This window comes from Oleisolibacter albus, assembly GCF_003336875.1.
Lineage (GTDB): Bacteria > Pseudomonadota > Alphaproteobacteria > Azospirillales > Azospirillaceae > Niveispirillum > Niveispirillum album.
This window is the reverse complement of sequence record NZ_QGNJ01000001.1, coordinates 536506-552426: the sequence shown is the minus strand read 5'-3', so window position 1 is coordinate 552426 and position 15921 is coordinate 536506. Positions and strand designations below refer to the sequence as shown.

General features: G+C 69.8%; 15 protein-coding genes and 1 tRNA gene. 10 read left to right on the top strand and 6 right to left on the bottom strand.

Annotated elements, in window-relative coordinates; translation table 11 throughout:
- The first annotated feature begins 117 nt into the window (after window positions 1-117).
- Window positions 118-1221, top strand: coding sequence for a pyridoxal phosphate-dependent aminotransferase (locus DK368_RS02650; protein WP_240002314.1), 1104 nt, complete (start codon window positions 118-120; stop codon window positions 1219-1221).
- Between the two features lie 30 nt (window positions 1222-1251).
- Here DK368_RS02650 and DK368_RS02645 read toward each other — a convergent pair whose 3' ends face one another.
- Both DK368_RS02645 and DK368_RS02640 read right to left on the bottom strand, forming a co-directional pair.
- Window positions 1252-1950, bottom strand: a complete 699-nt coding sequence (locus tag DK368_RS02645) for an MOSC domain-containing protein (RefSeq protein ID WP_114391978.1) — start codon at window positions 1948-1950, stop codon at window positions 1252-1254.
- 117 nt (window positions 1951-2067) lie between these two features.
- Entirely contained in the window at window positions 2068-3036 is a 969-nt protein-coding gene (locus DK368_RS02640) for an alpha/beta fold hydrolase (protein ID WP_205028002.1), read from the bottom strand.
- Between the two features lie 136 nt (window positions 3037-3172).
- On the opposite strand from DK368_RS02640, the gene mnmA reads away from it, so the two are divergent.
- Window positions 3173-4327: a tRNA 2-thiouridine(34) synthase MnmA gene (gene mnmA / locus DK368_RS02635; protein WP_114391976.1), complete on the top strand. Its 1155-nt coding sequence runs from the start codon at window positions 3173-3175 to the stop codon at window positions 4325-4327.
- Here the strand turns inward: mnmA and DK368_RS02630 are convergent.
- Window positions 4313-5044, bottom strand: a complete 732-nt coding sequence (locus DK368_RS02630; RefSeq protein WP_162305830.1) for a substrate-binding periplasmic protein — start codon at window positions 5042-5044, stop codon at window positions 4313-4315. The genes mnmA and DK368_RS02630 overlap by 15 nt on opposite strands.
- A 226-nt stretch (window positions 5045-5270) precedes the next feature.
- On the opposite strand from DK368_RS02630, the gene DK368_RS02625 reads away from it, so the two are divergent.
- From DK368_RS02625 to DK368_RS02605, 5 genes are all read left to right on the top strand, one after another.
- Window positions 5271-6149, top strand: a complete 879-nt coding sequence (locus tag DK368_RS02625; protein WP_240002300.1) for an endonuclease/exonuclease/phosphatase family protein — start codon at window positions 5271-5273, stop codon at window positions 6147-6149.
- Between the two features lie 134 nt (window positions 6150-6283).
- Window positions 6284-6505: a hypothetical protein gene (locus DK368_RS02620; RefSeq protein ID WP_155524444.1), complete on the top strand. Its 222-nt coding sequence runs from the start codon at window positions 6284-6286 to the stop codon at window positions 6503-6505.
- Window positions 6506-6591: 86 nt separating this feature from the next.
- Window positions 6592-6666 (top strand) — tRNA-Met (locus tag DK368_RS02615).
- 185 nt (window positions 6667-6851) lie between these two features.
- On the top strand, window positions 6852-7136 hold the full coding sequence (locus DK368_RS02610; protein WP_114391972.1) for a hypothetical protein: 285 nt from the start codon (window positions 6852-6854) through the stop codon (window positions 7134-7136).
- Between the two features lie 144 nt (window positions 7137-7280).
- Window positions 7281-7571 (top strand): hypothetical protein, encoded by a 291-nt coding sequence (locus DK368_RS02605; protein WP_114391971.1) that lies wholly within the window; start codon window positions 7281-7283, stop codon window positions 7569-7571.
- A 140-nt stretch (window positions 7572-7711) separates the two neighbouring features.
- Here DK368_RS02605 and DK368_RS02600 read toward each other — a convergent pair whose 3' ends face one another.
- Window positions 7712-9106: an AmpG family muropeptide MFS transporter gene (locus DK368_RS02600; RefSeq protein ID WP_240002299.1), complete on the bottom strand. Its 1395-nt coding sequence runs from the start codon at window positions 9104-9106 to the stop codon at window positions 7712-7714.
- A gap of 189 nt (window positions 9107-9295) precedes the next feature.
- Here DK368_RS02600 and DK368_RS02595 point away from each other — a divergent pair, with 189 nt between their 5' ends.
- The gene (locus DK368_RS02595) at window positions 9296-10705 is read left to right on the top strand and encodes a class II 3-deoxy-7-phosphoheptulonate synthase (protein ID WP_240002298.1); all 1410 of its coding nucleotides are present in this window, start codon (window positions 9296-9298) and stop codon (window positions 10703-10705) included.
- 264 nt (window positions 10706-10969) lie between these two features.
- Here the strand turns inward: DK368_RS02595 and DK368_RS02590 are convergent, their stop codons facing one another.
- Together DK368_RS02590 and DK368_RS02585 are read right to left on the bottom strand one after the other, a co-directional pair.
- Window positions 10970-11356: a response regulator gene (locus DK368_RS02590; protein WP_114391969.1), complete on the bottom strand. Its 387-nt coding sequence runs from the start codon at window positions 11354-11356 to the stop codon at window positions 10970-10972.
- A 266-nt stretch (window positions 11357-11622) separates the two neighbouring features.
- Window positions 11623-13293, bottom strand: coding sequence for an NAD+ synthase (locus tag DK368_RS02585; protein WP_114391968.1), 1671 nt, complete (start codon window positions 13291-13293; stop codon window positions 11623-11625).
- Between the two features lie 317 nt (window positions 13294-13610).
- Here DK368_RS02585 and DK368_RS02580 point away from each other — a divergent pair, with 317 nt between their 5' ends.
- Window positions 13611-15155 carry an FAD-dependent oxidoreductase gene (locus DK368_RS02580; RefSeq protein WP_205028001.1) on the top strand — a complete coding sequence of 515 codons (1545 nt, stop codon included), beginning with the start codon at window positions 13611-13613 and terminating at the stop codon, window positions 15153-15155.
- Window positions 15156-15228: 73 nt separating this feature from the next.
- Window positions 15229-15915, top strand: coding sequence for a hypothetical protein (locus tag DK368_RS02575; protein ID WP_114391967.1), 687 nt, complete (start codon window positions 15229-15231; stop codon window positions 15913-15915).
- The last annotated feature ends 6 nt before the right edge of the window (window positions 15916-15921 follow it).

Sequence of the window (15921 nt, the reverse complement as noted above, 5' to 3'; positions counted from 1 at the left end):
CAGCGCGATGAATTTGGCAAGGGAATGGCGGCGGCGCCAGCCCCGTCACCGCATGCGTCCCCTGATACGGCGGCCTGGGCACCGTCCTGCCGCGGCCAGGTGGCGCCCTTCATCGTCATGGAGGTGCTGCGGGCCGCCAACGCCCGGCAGGCGGCCGGGGGCGACGTGCTGCATCTGGAGATCGGCCAGCCCTGCACCCCGGCACCGGCGGCCGTGCGCGCCGCCGCGGCGCGCGCCCTGGAGGCCGAGACGCTGGGCTATACCGACGCCTTCGGCCTGCCGGCCCTGCGCGAGGTCATCGCCGGCTGGTACCGCGACCGTCATGGCGTGGCCGTGCCGCCGGAGCGCATCGCCGTCACCACCGGCTCCTCCGCCGCCTTCCTGCTGGGCTTCCTGGCGGCGTTCGAGAAGGGCGACCGGGTGGCCCTGGCGGCCCCGGGCTATCCCGCCTACCGCAATATCCTGCGCGCCCTGGACCTGGAGCCGGTGGAGGTGCCGGCCGGGCCGGAGACGCGGTTCCAGCCCACGGTGGAACGGCTGGAGGCGCTGCCGCAGCCGGTGCGGGGCCTGATCCTGGCCAGCCCCGGCAACCCGACCGGCACCATGCTGGGCCGGGCCGAGCTGCGGCGGCTGTCGGACTGGTGCGAGGCGCGCCGGGTGCGGCTGGTCTCCGACGAGATCTATCACGGCATCGATTATGGCAGCGTGGCCCCGGCCACGGCGCTGGCCTTCGGTCAGCGGGCGCTGGTGGTCAACAGCTTCTCCAAATATTTCAGCATGACCGGCTGGCGTCTGGGCTGGCTGGTGCTGCCGCCGGAACTGGTGCGCAGCGTCGAGTGTCTGGCCCAGAATCTCTATATCTCGCCGCCGACGCTGAGCCAGCATGCCGCCGTGGCCGCCTTCTCCTGCATCGGGGAACTGGACGGCCATGTGGCCCGCTACCGGCGCAACCGCGACCTGCTGCTGAACGAGCTGCCGTCGGCCGGGTTCGGCAAGCTGGCGCCGGCCGACGGCGCTTTCTTCCTCTATGCCGATGTCTCCGACCTCTGCGACGACAGTCAGGTGTTCTGCCGGCGGATCCTGGAGCGGACCGGGGTGGCCCTGACGCCCGGCGTGGATTTCGATCCGGCCCGCGGGCACCGCTTCATCCGTCTCAGCTTCGCCGGGACCGAGCCGGACATGGCAGAGGCGGCGCGGCGCTTGCGCTCCCTGACGCGCTGACCAGGAGCAGGCTGACCGGGGTCGGGCCGCTCAGGATGGGGCGCCGTCCAGCCGCCGGCTCCAATCCTCCACCGCCAGCGTCTCCAGCCGGGTGCGGGCCGTGCGGGCGAGGCCGGCGCTGATGCCGGGCAGCGCCGCCAGGGTGGCCAGCGCCTCCGGGTCCAGCATGTCCACATAGAGAAGGCGCAGGGTGCGGGGCAGGGTCCAGCCGGGATTGGGCCGGTCCACCAGGGTCAGAGGGTCGCCGGGGCCGATGGCCCCAGACTCCAGCACCCGGTAGTACCAGCCGGTGCGCCCGGTCTTCTGCACCAGCCGCGGCAGGGCGGGCAGGCCGAAGCGCACCCCCAGCTTCCAGCAGGGCTGGCGCGACTGGGTCAGTTGCAGCAGGGCACTCCCGGCGCGCACGATGTCGCCCAGGCAGACATCGGCCTCGCCAAGGCCGCGGGCGGAGAGATTCTCCCCGAAGGCGCCGGGGGCAGCCAGCAGCGGGGCCATGGGTGGTTGCTCCGCCGCCCAGCGGTCGTAATGGTCGCGGGGGTAGAAATGGATGGCCTTGTCCGGTCCGCCATGCACCGTGCCATCGCCCACCGCGTCGCCGGCCAGACCCAACGGGCCGGCCTGGACGGGACCCGCCGCCGGCACACGGGTGGCGATGGAACTGGGCGCGGCCTTCGGCCCCAGCGGCTGCGGCGTGCCGGTCAGGACGGCATCCAGGATGACGGGCTGCATGGGGTGCGCTCTCCTGCGGTGGTCGGGCCAGCCTACCCGCCCGCCGCCGCCAGGGGAACCGCGGGCATGCGGGACAGGGAGGGCAGGGGGCAAAGCGGGGACGGCATCGGGCGGGGGTCAGAGCCCGGCCAGGAAGTCCAGCAGCGCCTTGTTCACCGCCTCCGGCGCCTCCTGCTGCACCCAATGGCCGGCGCCCTCCACCAGGGTCGTGCCGCGGAAATCGATACAGGTCTCGTCGAGCCGGTGAACGGCCTTGTCCATGCCCGGCATCTTCAGCACCCCGTCCAGGGTGCCGGCGATGAAGCAGGCCGGCACCGGGATGCGGGCGCCGACCCAGGGCGCAGTGACGGCATGGTTGCGGTCCATGTTGCGGTACCAGTTCAGACCACCGCGATAGCCGGTGCGCCGGTAGGTTTCGGCATAGACGGTCAGATCGGCTTCGCTGAGCCAGGCCGGCAGGGTGTCCACGGCGGGACAGGCCTCCACCAGCGTCATGCCCTCGGGGATGACGGCCGGCCAGGCGCGGCCTGTGCGCACCGCGTCGCCGGAGGCGCCGACCAGCAGACGGCGGTGGCTCTCATAGGCGTCGCGCTCCAGATCGGCCTCGGCCACGCCCGGCTCCTGGAAATAGACCATGTAGAAGCGCTCCATGCCCAGATGGCGGGCCACGGCGACCACGCTGGCGGGACCGCGCGGCGACCAGGGCACCGACAGGCCGGCGACGCCGCGGAACAGGTCAGGACGGAACAGGGCGCAGTGCCAGGCCACCGGCGCGCCCCAGTCATGGCCGACGACCACGGCGTTGGGCTCGTCCAGCACCTCCACCAGGGCGACCATGTCGCCCACCAGATCCATGATGCCATAGGCGGCGATGTCGGCCGGGGCGTCGCTGGCGCCGAAGCCGCGCATGTCCGGCGCGACCACGCGGTAGCCGGCGGCGGCCAGCGCCGGGATCTGGTTCCGCCAGCTGTGGGCCAGTTCCGGCCAGCCATGGCAGAGCAGCACCAGCGGGCCGCTGCCCGCCTCCAGGTAATGCAGACGGATGCCGTTGACTTCGGCGAAGCGGCTCTGCGGCGTGACGTCCACGATGGTTTCCTCCCTGATTCTCGCCGCCCGGCAGGAGCCGGCGGCGGGTCTGTTTCTTGCCGCCCGGCAGAAGCCGGCGGCGGGGTTGCGTCCGGCGCGATTGTGCCCGGCCCCTTGCGGCCTATATACCGCGGCCATGGACGCGCAGCACCTCAACACGCTTGGATTTGCGAAATCGCCCGCCGACACCCGCGTGGTCGTGGCCATGTCGGGCGGCGTGGACTCCTCCGTGGTCGCCGCCCTGCTGAAACAGCAGGGCTATGACGTGGTCGGCATCACCCTGCAGCTCTATGACCACGGCATGACCGTGGGCAAGAAGGGGGCCTGCTGCGCCGGCCAGGACATCTATGATGCCAAGCGCGTGGCCGATGCCATCGACATCCCGCATTATGTGCTGGATTACGAAAGCCGGTTCCGCCAGTCGGTCATCGATGATTTCGTCGATACCTATATGCGGGGGGAGACACCGATCCCCTGCGTCCGCTGCAACCAGACCGTCAAGTTCAAGGATCTGCTGGCCCAGGCCCGCGACCTGGGCGCCGACTGCCTGGCCACCGGCCATTATGTCCGCCGCAACGGCGGGCTGACCGGGGCCGCCCTGCTGCGCGGGGCCGATCCCGGCCGCGACCAGAGCTATTTCCTGTTCGCCACCACCCAGGCGCAGCTGGATTTCCTGCGCTTCCCCCTGGGCGACAAGCCCAAGACCGAAACCCGGGCCATCGCCGAACGGCTGGGCCTGCCGGTGGCGGACAAGCCGGACAGCCAGGACATCTGCTTCGTGCCCTCGGGCGGCTATGCCAGCGTGGTGCAGAAGCTGCGGCCCGGCGCCATCGAGCCGGGCGAGATCGTGCATGTGGACGGGCGGGCCATGGGCCGCCATGACGGCGTCATCAACTTCACCGTGGGCCAGCGCAAGGGGCTGGGCATCGGCGGCCGCAAGGGGCCGGACGGCGAGGAACTGGACCCGCTCTATGTGGTGCGGGTGGAGCCGGAGACGCACCGCGTCATCGTCGGGCCGCGCACGGCCCTGGCCCGCGACCGGGTGCAGGTGCGCGAGGTCAACTGGATCGGGCCGGAGGCGGTGGGCGTGCCGCTGCGCATCGAGGTCAAGCTGCGCAGCGCCCAGCCGCTGAGTCCGGCGACCCTGCTGTTGCAGGGGGACGGCCAGGCCGTGGTCGAGCTGGATCAGCCGCAATACGGGGTCAGCCCCGGTCAGGCGGCCGTGTTCTACCAGGAGGACCGCCTGCTGGGCGGCGGCTGGATCGCGGCCACGGCGCTACGGGGCGGCTGAGCCGCCGTGGCTGTCACCGGTCGCCACGGCGGCCGGCACCAGACCATCGACCACCATGCTGTTCCATGCCTCCGACCAGCGCCGGACCGTTGCCGCATCGACGGCCGGCGTGGCCGCCAGCCAGAGTTCGGCCGGCAGGATCTGCGCTCCCGGTTTCAGCCGGTCGGCGGACAGGCCCAGCGCCCGATAGGAACTCAGCGCCGTCTCCAGCGCGGTGGCCCAGATCCCCACCCGGCCGCTGCTCAGCAGCTGGGCCGCCCGTCGCTCGGTCTGCACCGGCTCGATCCGGCGGAAGCCGGCTTCCTGCAACGCCTGCTCTGCCACCGAACCGGTCACCACCACCACCAGCTGATCGCGCGCCTGATCGAGACTGATGGCCGCCGGCGCGCTTTCGGAGACCAGGACCAGGTCGGCCTGTCCCAGGCGGCCGATCCAGTGCAGAGGGGCCTGACGCTCCGGCCGCCGGACCGTCACGAACAGCAACGGGCCGTCGCTTGCGGCCTCCCGGTTGAAGCGCGGCCAGGGAATCAGGGTCAGCCCGCTGCCATCCCCGACCCGGCGTGCCACCTCCCGGGCCAGATCGGCGATCTCGCCCCGCATGATCCCGTCTTGCGTATAGGCGAAGGGCGGCTGCTCGCCCGCGATGAAACGGACCGGGTCCGCAGCCGCCGGCAGCGGCAACAGCGCAAGGCAGGCGGCGAAGAGGGGGCGAGACATTCTGTGACCCCGTGCGGACACATTCATGCCGATGGAGGCGCATCATTTGACGAGAGTCAATATATTAAAAATGCCTTCCGGTTGTAGGGAAACCATTCGGGCGCTGCCGCAATTCTCCCCAGGCGGGCAGGTCACGGTTTGAGCGCGATTGTGTGTGTCACGCAGGCTGCGCATAGTGGGCGCCCTCACCATACCGGGGGTTCCCGTGCGCACTCTTGCATTGATCGTGTCCATATCTTTTCTTCTTTTTGGTTGTTCTTCCGTCGAGACGGGGGCTGCCGATAAGCCGCTGACGCTGGCCACCTGGAACATGGGCTGGCTCAGCGATCGCGCCGCGGAGATCAGCACCGGACTGCGCAATCCGCTGCACCAGCGCACGCCGGCCGAGTTCCAGCGTCTGGGGGACTATGCCAAGCGGCTCGGCGCCGACGTGGTCGCCATCGAGGAGGTGGACGGAGAGGCCGTGGCCAGCCGCGTGTTCGGGCCGGATTACACCATCGTCCTGACCGACGAGTCGGATTATCAGCGGCCCGGTTTCGCCATCCGCAAGGGCATCCGCTTCACCCGCAATCCCGATCTGGCCGAGCTGGATGTTCTGGCCGGGCAGGAACCCCGCAGTCTGCGCCGCGGCGCCGATGTGACCCTGCATCTGCCCGGTGGCGACCTGCGTCTTCTGGCCGTGCATCTCAAGAGCGGCTGTTTCCAGCCCGGCAGCAAGTCCGAGGCCTGTCCGCAGCTGGCCCGGCAGATCCCGATTCTGTCCGCCTGGATCGATGCGCGTCAGGCCGAGGGCGTGCCCTTCGTCGTGCTGGGTGACTTCAACCGCCGCTTCCCCGCCGGCGATCCGCTGTGGGCCGCCCTGGACAATGGGCCGACGCCGCTGCTGCGGGTGTCGGAAGGCCACAGGTCCGCCTGCTGGGGTGGGCAGTATCCCGACCATATCGACCATATCATCCTGGGCAATGGCGCCGTCCGCACCCTGGTGCCGGGCAGCTACCGCGAGCTGGTCTATGACGAGACCGACCGGGCGCTGCAGGACAGCCTGTCCGACCATTGCCCGTCGGCGGTGCAACTGCGGCCGGGCGCGCAGGTCGCCGCCCAGTGAGCCTCCTCGGCCCCGTCCTGTCCGGATCCGCGCGGGCGGTCTGTCCGCCGGCAACAGCCCATGGACAGGACGGGGCGTCCCGCCGCATGGTGTCCGCCTTGCGCTGTTTCTTCCGCCGTGATGTCCGTTCCGCCATGCCGCTCCCACCCGCTGATCCGGTTCCCTTCGACTTCCGCTGGCGCACCGGGGATGGCCGGTGGACCGAGATCACCTGCTGGGCCCGGACCCAGACCGAGGCGGAAGCCGCGGCGCGGCGGGGCGGCTGGCCCGGTCATGACGGCACGCGGCTGGGCCGGTTCCGCGCCTGGCTGCGCGGGGCCATTCTTGATGACCAGCCACCCGCCGCCAGCCCGTGAAGAAAATCGGCATCAGGATGCTTGACAGCCTTCGACGATTTCACTAAATCACGCGCCACGCCGGGGCGACGCTCCGGACGCGCTGAAGCACCGTAGCTCAGTGGTAGAGCAGGGGACTCATAAGCCCTTGGTCGGCAGTTCAAATCTGCCCGGTGCTACCAATATGGACGCCCGTCGGACCCCGGTCCGGCGGGCGTTTTCCTTTTGGCTGCCGCCTTCTGCTGCCGGCAGGCCCGTGGCCTCCTGCATAGTCCGGTATCCCGCTTTCCAGAGTGTGGCCCCGTTGCCGCGGGCGGTCCATCCCGGGTTCAATGCGTCCCATCGACACAGTTACGGGACTGAACCCATGTCCGTTGAAACGACCGCCTTTGCCGCCAGCATCCGCCAGGACGCGGCCCTGATGGCCCGCCTGTCCACCCTGTCCGACCGCGGCGCCCTGGTGTCGGCCCTGGCCGACGAGGCCCGGACCCGCGGCCTGCCGCTCGGCGCCGCCGAGATCGAGGCCGACCTCGACCGGCACCTGTCGACCGCCGAACTGGATGACAGCGCCCTGGATCTGGTCAGCGGCGGATCGAGTTATGGTGTCGGCCATCCGTCCGACACGTCGGTCAGCAGCAAGAAGCGCGGCTGAGCACCGGCCCGGGGCGCCTTCCATGCTCCGGGCCTGTCAGCCGTGGTCATAGTCCGGTCCCCGGTCCGAGTATCGTGCGAGTGCCGCAGGGCCGGGCTTGCAGGACCAGTGCTGATGATCTCTATCGACAATGGGGAACGAAGAATGTCCGCCGATACCGCCACGGCCTTTGCCGCCAGCATCCGCCAGGACGCGGCCCTGATGGCCCGCCTGTCCGCCCTGTCCGGCCGCGAGGCCCTGGTGTCGGCCCTGGCCGACGAGGCCCGGACCCGCGGCCTGCCGCTCGGCGCCGCCGAGATCGAGGCCGACCTCGACCGGCATCTGGGCGAGGGCGAGTTGGATGACAGCGCCCTGGATCTGGTCAATGGCGGATCGCGCCCCAACTGCAGCGCGCCGGGGAAGATGGACCCCGACGACTTCAGCCGGCAGAGCTGAGCGCGACGCCGCGTCTGGCCGCGGGCACCAGATAGTGGGCGCCAGACGGTGGGCACCAGACGGTGGGCGCCGCACAGCGGGTCTCGGATAGCGGCCATCGGGGCATCCCGGCTTCCCGCTGCTGTCAGCGTCTGCCGGTGTCAGCGCCGCCCGCCGTCCGTCCGTGCCAGCAGCAGGCACAGGATCAGCGCCGGCACCCCGACCAGGGCGGTGCCGGCGAAGAACAGGGCATAGGCGGTCAGCGGCGGCATGCTGGCCTCCAGCGCTTCGACCATGCCGCCGGAAAATCCCTTCAGCAGCTTGCCCAGGACCGTGTAGAGCGAACTCAGCAGGGCATATTGGGTGGCGGTGTAGCCCAGGCTGGTCAGGCTGGACATATAGGCCACCAGGGCCGTGCCGGCGAAGCCGGTGGCCACATTGTCCACCACCATGGCCGCGGTGAAGACGCCGATATCGGGTCCGCTGACCGCCATCAGGCTGAAGGCCAGGTTCGAGCCCGGCCCCAGGATGGCGCCCAGCACCAGGGTGCGGCGGTAGCCCAGCTTCAGCGCCGACAGCCCGCCCAGCGCCACCCCGGCGATGGAGGCCCACAGCCCGGCCGTGGCGCGGATGGAGCCGACCACCTCCTTGCCCAATCCCAGATCCACATAGAAGGGGTTGGCCATGGGGCCCATCAGGAAGTCCGGCAGCCGGTAAAGCGCCACCGCCGACAGCATCAGCGCGGCCTGGGCGCCATGGGCCTGGAAGAAGGCGGCGAAGGGGCCGACGATGGCATCGCGCAGGCCGCGCAGGCTCCATAACGGGCCGGCCGCGGCGATCACGGCCATGCGCACCGGCTCATGAGCCAGCAGTGTCGCCGCCAGACCGATACCCATGGCAAGGCCGCAGGCGGCATAGGAGGTGGCCCAGCCCACCTGCGCCGCCAGCACCAGGATCAGGGCGTCGGTGGCCAGCAGGGCGGCGCGGTAGCCCATCTGATAGGCGGCGGACAGCAGCCCGGTCTCGTCCGGGCTGGCCGCCGCCTCGATGCGCCAGGCATCGACCACCACATCCTGGGTGGCCGAGGCGAAGGCGGCCAGCAGGGCAAAGCCGGCCAGGGTGGCTAGGCTCGGTCCCGGCCCGGTGGCGGCCATGCCCAGCAGGCCGGCACCGACGAGCAGCTGCGCCAGGGCCATCCAGCCGCGGCGCCGCCCCAGCAGGCGGCCCAGCACCGGCGCATCCACCCTGTCGATGACGGGGGCCCAGAGGAATTTCAGCGAATAGGCCAGACCGACCCAGGACAGGAAGCCGATGGTGGTCAGGTCGACGCCGCCCTCGCGCAGCCAGAAGCCCAGCGTGTTGCCGGTCAGCATGAAGGGCAGTCCGGAGCTGAAACCCAGCAGCAGCATGATCAGCACCCGCGGCTGGCGCAGCGCCGTCAGCACCTCGCGCCAGCCGGGGCGGGGCCGTTTCGCCATCCCGTCCGGCCCTGCCGCCGGACCGGCGGCCGGCGGCGGCGGGGCGGTGGGGGCGGCGGGGGCGGGCAGATCGGACACGCGGGATTCACCGGGCAATCGGAACGGGTTCGCGAGTATAGAAGGGGGATGGGGACACGGGTAAGCTATTTGCGTACGAAGATTGCGCAAAACGCAGGCGTTCCGGACTGGAAACAACCCGTCCGATTCGCGTAGAACAGGTGCCCCGCCGCGGGCGCGGCAGGACGTGTTTTGACAAAGAGGTGGATCATGCCAACGGATAAGCAGATGGCCGGGACTGTCGGGCGCTGGGCGCCGGACAGCTGGCGCACCAAGCCGATCCGGCAGGTCCCGCAGTATCCCGACGAATCGAAGCTGCGGGCGGCCGAGGCGCGGCTGTCCACCTATCCGCCCCTGGTCTTCGCCGGTGAGGCGCGGCGGCTGAAGGATCTGCTGGCCAAGGTGACCCGCGGTGAAGCCTTCCTGCTGCAGGGCGGCGACTGTGCCGAGAGCTTCGCCGAGTTCCACCCCAACAATATCCGCGACACCTTCCGCGTCATGCTGCAGATGGCTGTCGTGTTGACCTTCGGCGGTGCGACCCCGGTGGTGAAGGTGGGGCGGCTGGCCGGCCAGTTCGCCAAGCCGCGCAGCGCCGATACCGAGGTGATCGGCGGCGTCGAACTGCCCAGCTACCGCGGCGATATCATCAACGGTTTCGATTTCAACGCCGATGCCCGCATCCCCGATCCGGACCGCATGGTCCAGGCCTACAACCAGGCGGCATCGACGCTGAACCTGCTGCGCGCCTTCGCCCAGGGCGGTTATGCCGACCTGCACAAGGTGCACCAGTGGACGCTGGGCTTCGTCGCCAAGAGCCCGCAGGGCGAGCGCTACCGCGATCTGGCCGACCGGCTGGACGAGACGCTGGCCTTCATGAATGCCTGCGGCATCACCGGCGAGACCACGCCGCAGATCCGCGAGACCGAGCTGTTCACCAGCCATGAGGCGCTGCTGCTGCCCTATGAGCAGGCGCTGACCCGCATCGACAGCACCTCCGGCGACTGGTACGACGTCTCCGCCCACATGCTGTGGATCGGTGACCGCACCCGCCAGCCCGACGGGGCGCATGTGGAGTTCCTGCGCGGGGTCAAGAATCCCATCGGCCTGAAATGCGGGCCGAGCATGGACCCGGACGAGCTGATCCGGCTGATCGACCTGCTGAACCCGGAGGACGAGCCGGGCCGCCTGACCCTGATCGTGCGCATGGGCCACGACCAGGTGGAGGACAAGTTCCCGCCGCTGCTGCGCCGCGTGCTGCGCGAGGGGCGGCAGGTGGTCTGGTCCTGCGATCCCATGCACGGCAACACGGTCAAGAGCAGCACCGGCTATAAGACCCGTCCCTTCGACCGCATCCTGGCCGAGGTGCGGGGCTTCATGGAGGTCTGCCGCGCCGAGGGCGCCCGCCCCGGCGGCGTGCATTTCGAGATGACCGGCCAGGACGTGACGGAATGCACCGGCGGTGCCCAGGCCATCACCGACACGCTGCTGGGCCAGCGCTATCACACGGCCTGCGATCCGCGCCTCAATGCCAGCCAGGCGCTGGAACTGGCCTTCCTGCTTGCGGAGCAGCTGAAGGCCATGCGCAGCGGTCTGCCCCGCCCGCGGGTGGCGGCCGAATAGGCCGAGGCACGACGGGGACCGATACGAACGTCCCGCCATCGATAAAAGCCCCTCTGCCCCTGTTATGGCAGAGGGGCTTTTTTCTGGGCGATGTCAGAAGTTCCGCAGACCGGCAGGTCCGGTCGGTCACATCCCGCATAAACTCACATCCGGCACAAACGCCGATGGCCACGCCCCCGGGAGGAGGCGTGGCCATGGGAAAGACACTATCGCAGAGGGGAAGGACCCGCAGGCAGGCCCGTGAACCCGGTCCGGCGTCGGCGGTCAGCCGATGGCGCCGAGCACGCTCTCGATCTTCTTCTTCAGGGTGTCGGCGTTGAACGGCTTGACGATGTAGTTGTTCACGCCGGCTTCCTTGGCGGCGATGACGTTTTCCGTCTTCGACTCCGCGGTCACCATGATGAAGGGCATCTGCTTCAAGCGGATGTCGGCGCGCACCTCCTTGAGGAGCTGCAGGCCGGTCATCGGCTCCATGTTCCAGTCGGAGATGACGAGCCCGAAGGCCCCACCACGCAGCTTGGCCAAGGCCTCGGCCCCGTCCGCCGCCTCTTCGATCTTGGTGAAGCCGATCTGGGTGAGCAGGTTTCGGATAATGCGCCGCATCGTCGCATAATCATCGACAACCAGCACCTGAAGATTGGTCACGGACACGCGGAAACCCCCACCTGGACGTGTTGCACGGCATCGCTCCGACCCGCATCCACCGGGACGATCATGGAGCGCTTGCGCACCTTACGCGGACTGGGGCGAAGGAAGCAATACGTACTCCCCCACCCCATCCGAATGGTACGTCGGCGGGCACTTTGGTGAGGGGACGGACCCTTGTCAAGACAGTGGAGGCTCGGCTTTTTCAACCCTGTAACCATCTGCCGCGGTGCGCTTTCCATCGACCCGGGGCGGAACCCGCCGCCCTGGTCTCATTTTTGTTGCAGCAGCGAGAGCAGGCCGCTGGTGATGGGATAGCGCCGGTCCTTGCCGAAGCTGCGGGCGGTGACCTTGACGCCCGGCGGCGCCTGCCGGCGCTTGTATTCCGCCCGGTCCAGCATGCGCCAGACCCGGTTCACCGTCTCGCGGTCGTGGCCGCGGGCCATGATCTCATCGAGTCCCAGATCCTGTTCCACCAGGCAGCTCAGGATATCATCCAGCACCTCGTAGGGGGGCAGGGTGTCCTGGTCGGTCTGGTTCGGCTTCAGTTCCGCTGTGGGCGCCTTGGTCAGGATGCGCTCCGGGATGACCCGCCCGCCGGGACCCAGCCCGTCGCCGGGCCGGTGGGCGTTGCGCCAGCGCGACACGTCATAGACCGTGGTCTTGTACACATCCTTCAGCACCGAATAGCCGCCGCACATGTCGCCGTAGAGCGTGGCATAGCCCACGCTCATCTCCGACTTGTTGCCGGTGGACAGCACCATGCTGCCGAACTTGTTGGACAGGGCCATCAGCGTCATGCCGCGGGCACGGCTCTGCAGGTTCTCCTCGGTGATATCCGGGTCGCGGCCGGCGAAATGCGGCGCCAGCATGCCGGCGAAGGCGGTCATGGCCGGCGCGATGGCGATGCTGTCCAGGCGGCAGCCCAGCAGCGACGCGCAGTCGGCGGCGTCGTCCAGGCTGTCCTGGCTGGTGTAGGGCGAGGGCATCATCACGCAATGGACGCGGTCGGCGCCCAGCGCATCCACGGCCACGGCGGCGGAAATGGCGCTGTCGATGCCGCCGGACAGGCCGATCAGCACACCGGGGAAGCGGTTCTTCTCCACATAGTCGCGCAGGCCCAGCACCATGGCCCGGTAGACCGATTCCAGCCGCTCCGGCGGCGGCGTCAGCGTGGTGGAGCTGCCGCGCCAGCCATCGGTCGTCCGGGTCCAGGCGGTGATGGCCACATGCTGCTCGAAGGCCGGCAGCTGGGCCAGCAGGGTATGGTCGGCGTTCAGCGCGAAGCTGGCGCCGTCGAACACCAGCTCGTCCTGGCCGCCCACCTGGTTCACATAGATCAGCGGCAGGCCGGTTTCCGTCACCCGCGCCACGGCCAGCGACAGGCGGCGGTCGGCCTTGTCCATCTCGAACGGGCTGCCGTTGGGCACGATCAGGATCTCCGCCCCGGTCTCGGCCAGGGTTTCGGCCACATCCGGCGTCCACATGTCCTCACAGATCAGCACGCCCAGGCGCACGCCGCGGAAGCTGATGGGGCCGGGCAGGCCGGCCGGCTCGAACACCCGCTTCTCGTCGAAGGGGCCGTAGTTCGGCAGGTCATGCTTCAGCCGCACCGCCTCGATACGGCCGCCATCCAGCAGCAGGGCAGCATTGTGCCGCTTGCCGCCGACGCGCCAGGGGGCGCCCACCAGCAGGGCCGGGCCGCCGTCCGCCGTCTCCGCCGCCAGTTCCTCCACCACCGCCTGGACCCGGTCGAGGAAGAAGGGCTTCAGCACCAGATCCTCGGGCGGATAGCCGCAGATCGACAGTTCCGGGCAGACCACCAGATCGGCGCCGCGGTCCGCGGCCTGGGCGCGGGCCTGGCGGATCAGCGCCGCATTGGCGGCCAGCGCCCCCACGGTCGGGTTGATCTGGGCCAGGGCGATGGTCAGGCGGTCGGTCATGGCTGTCGTTTCCTGAAACCGGGTCGGATAAATGTCTCCGCTTATGCTCTTCATGAGCATAAGGGTCAAGTTCTCCATCGCACTCTGCCACGGCAGAGGGGGGCGGGGGGAAGGGCCGAGACCGGAACTTTCGGCAAAGCCGTCATGTTCCCGAGCCAGGGCGGCATCCGAAGCGGCGGCCGCCGAACCCTGAAAGGAAGGCCGAGATGCGCGGCACCGGCAGCAGCAGATCCCTGTGGATGGACACGGCACCCCGGCCAGAGGCCACACGTGTCGCGCCGCATCCGGGTGAACCGGCGCATCCGTCGGACCTGGACATGGACAAGGGGCTGGCCTTTGCCCCTTACAGTCTGGTCGACCGCGACAGGCCGGCCGATGTCGTGGTGGTCGGCGCCGGCATCGCCGGGCTGACCACGGCCTATCTGCTGGCGCGGGAGGGGCGGGCGGTGCTGGTGCTGGATGCCAGGGACCCCGCCGGCGGCGAGACGGCCCGCACGACGGCCCATCTGTCCAACGCCATCGACGACCGCTACAGCTTCCTGGAGACCCAGGTGGGCGAGGAGGGGGCGCGGCTGGCGGCGGAGAGCCATACCGCCGCCATCGAGATGATCGGCCGCATCGCCGCGCAGGAGGACATCGCCTGCGACTATCGCCGGCTCGACGGCTGGCTGTTCCTGGCGCCGGGCGACGACCGGCATCTGCTGGAGGAGGAACTGGCCGCGGCCCACCGGGCCGGGCTGACCGATGTGGATCTGGTGGAGGATTTCCGCCTTCCGGCCAATTATGCCGGTCCGGCCCTGCGCTTCCCGCGCCAGGGGCAGTTCGATCCGATGAAATATGCCGCCGGGCTGGTCCGGGCCATCCGCGCCCTTGGCGGTCAGGTGGTGGCCGGCCAGCGCGTGACATCGGTGGAGGGCGGGGAGGAGGCCATCATCCATCTGGCCGATGGACACAGCCTGAAGGCGGCCGCCTGTGTCGTCGCCACCAACAGCCCCGTCATCGACACGGTCGCCATCCACACCAAGCAGGCCCCCTACCGCACCTATGTGGTGGCGCTGCGGGTGCCGCGCGGCAGCCTCGAACCGGCGCTGTGGTGGGACACGCGCGACGACTATCACTATGTACGCCTGCAGGCGGCGGCCGATGAACAGGGGGACGATATCCTCATCATCGGCGGCGAGGATCACAAGACCGGGGAGGCCCAGGACCACGACCAGCGCTTTCTGCGGCTGGAGGACTGGGCCAGGCGCCATTTCCCCATGGCGGCCGAGACGGTCTGCCGCTGGTCCGGCCAGGTGATGGAGCCGTTCGACGGGCTGGCCTTCATCGGCCGCGATCCGGCCAACACCGCCAACATCCTGATCGCCACCGGCGACAGCGGCATGGGAATGACCCATGGCACCATTGCCGGCATGGTGCTGACCGATCTGTTGCAGGGGCGCGCCAACGCCTGGGCCGGCCTGTACGAGCCCTCGCGCAAGCCGGCCCGGAACCTGCGCGAATACCTGAAGGAAAACCTGGACGTGGCCCGGGAATACGCCTTCGGCGGCTACCGCCACGAGGGCGGGACAGACATCACCAGCGAAGCCGCCATCGCGCCGGGCGGCGGCGGGGTGCTGCGGATCGGGGGGCAGCCCGTGGCCGTCTTCCGCGCGGAGGATGGCAGCCTGACCCGCGTCTCGGCCAAATGCACCCATCTCGGCTGCACCGTGCATTGGAACGGGCTGGAGAACAGCTGGGACTGCCCCTGCCATGGCAGCCGCTTCGCACCGGATGGCGCGGTGCTGGCGGGACCGGCCGTGGCCGATCTGGCGCCGGTCGATGCGTCCGGCGAGCCGGTCGGCCCGCCGCCGGAGCCGTGACCGGCGGGCCTTGCCGGGGCTGCGGGCCGGGCGTAGGGTCGCCGCCATTCCAAGCCGTGCTGGTGGTTTCCCGATGATGCCGTTCCCCCGTCCGTTCCGCCCGGCCGCCGCCGGTCTGATTCTGCTGCTGGCGGCAGCGCCGGCCCTGGCCGCCAAATTGCCAGCCCCGCAGGCGGACTACAGCGCCCGGCAGAGCCTGACCGCCAACGGCGTCACCACCGAGTCCCGGCTGTTCCATTCCCGCGGGCGGGAACGGCGCGAGGCCACGGTGGACGGTCTGGCCAATGTGCTGATCCTGCGGCCGGACCGGAACAAGGCCTATGTCATGCAGCCGCAGGCCCGCATCGCCATGGAGATCTCGCCGCTCGACCCCGAGGTGGGGCTGGATACGGCGCTGCTGGCGACGCTGGACGGCGAGGCGCAGGGCAAGGAGACCATCGGCGGCCTGCAGGCCACGAAGTACAAGGTCCAGGATGTCTTTGCCGGCGGCGGCGGTTTCACCGGCACCGTCTGGGCCACGGCCGATGGCATCTATCTCCGTGTCGACGGCACCGCCACCGACGGCGGCGAGGGTGTCCAGGTCCATATGGACCTGACCGGCGTCAGCCGGGGGCCGCAGGATGCCGCCCTGTTCGATCTGCCGGCCGATGTGCGGATGATGACGCTGGACACGCTGCCCGATCGCCCGCCGGCCCCCGGCACGCCCATGGCCGCTCCCGGCGACGCGATGCCGGCTCCGGCCGGCCGTGCGCCCCGCTGACCGCGT

Bases quoted from the DNA above. Each gene is read 5' to 3' on its own strand.
- DK368_RS02650 (WP_240002314.1), top strand. From the start codon at position 118: ATGGAGGTGCTGCGGGCCGCCAACGCCCGGCAGGCGGCCGGGGGCGAC.
- DK368_RS02645 (WP_114391978.1), bottom strand. From the start codon at position 1,950: ATGCAGCCCGTCATCCTGGATGCCGTCCTGACCGGCACGCCGCAGCCG.
- mnmA (WP_114391976.1), top strand. From the start codon at position 3,173: ATGGACGCGCAGCACCTCAACACGCTTGGATTTGCGAAATCGCCCGCC.
- DK368_RS02630 (WP_162305830.1), bottom strand. From the start codon at position 5,044: ATGTCTCGCCCCCTCTTCGCCGCCTGCCTTGCGCTGTTGCCGCTGCCG.
- DK368_RS02620 (WP_155524444.1), top strand. From the start codon at position 6,284: ATGCCGCTCCCACCCGCTGATCCGGTTCCCTTCGACTTCCGCTGGCGC.
- DK368_RS02610 (WP_114391972.1), top strand. From the start codon at position 6,852: ATGTCCGTTGAAACGACCGCCTTTGCCGCCAGCATCCGCCAGGACGCG.
- DK368_RS02605 (WP_114391971.1), top strand. From the start codon at position 7,281: ATGTCCGCCGATACCGCCACGGCCTTTGCCGCCAGCATCCGCCAGGAC.
- DK368_RS02595 (WP_240002298.1), top strand. From the start codon at position 9,296: ATGCCAACGGATAAGCAGATGGCCGGGACTGTCGGGCGCTGGGCGCCG.
- DK368_RS02585 (WP_114391968.1), bottom strand. From the start codon at position 13,293: ATGACCGACCGCCTGACCATCGCCCTGGCCCAGATCAACCCGACCGTG.
- DK368_RS02580 (WP_205028001.1), top strand. From the start codon at position 13,611: ATGGACAAGGGGCTGGCCTTTGCCCCTTACAGTCTGGTCGACCGCGAC.
- DK368_RS02575 (WP_114391967.1), top strand. From the start codon at position 15,229: ATGATGCCGTTCCCCCGTCCGTTCCGCCCGGCCGCCGCCGGTCTGATT.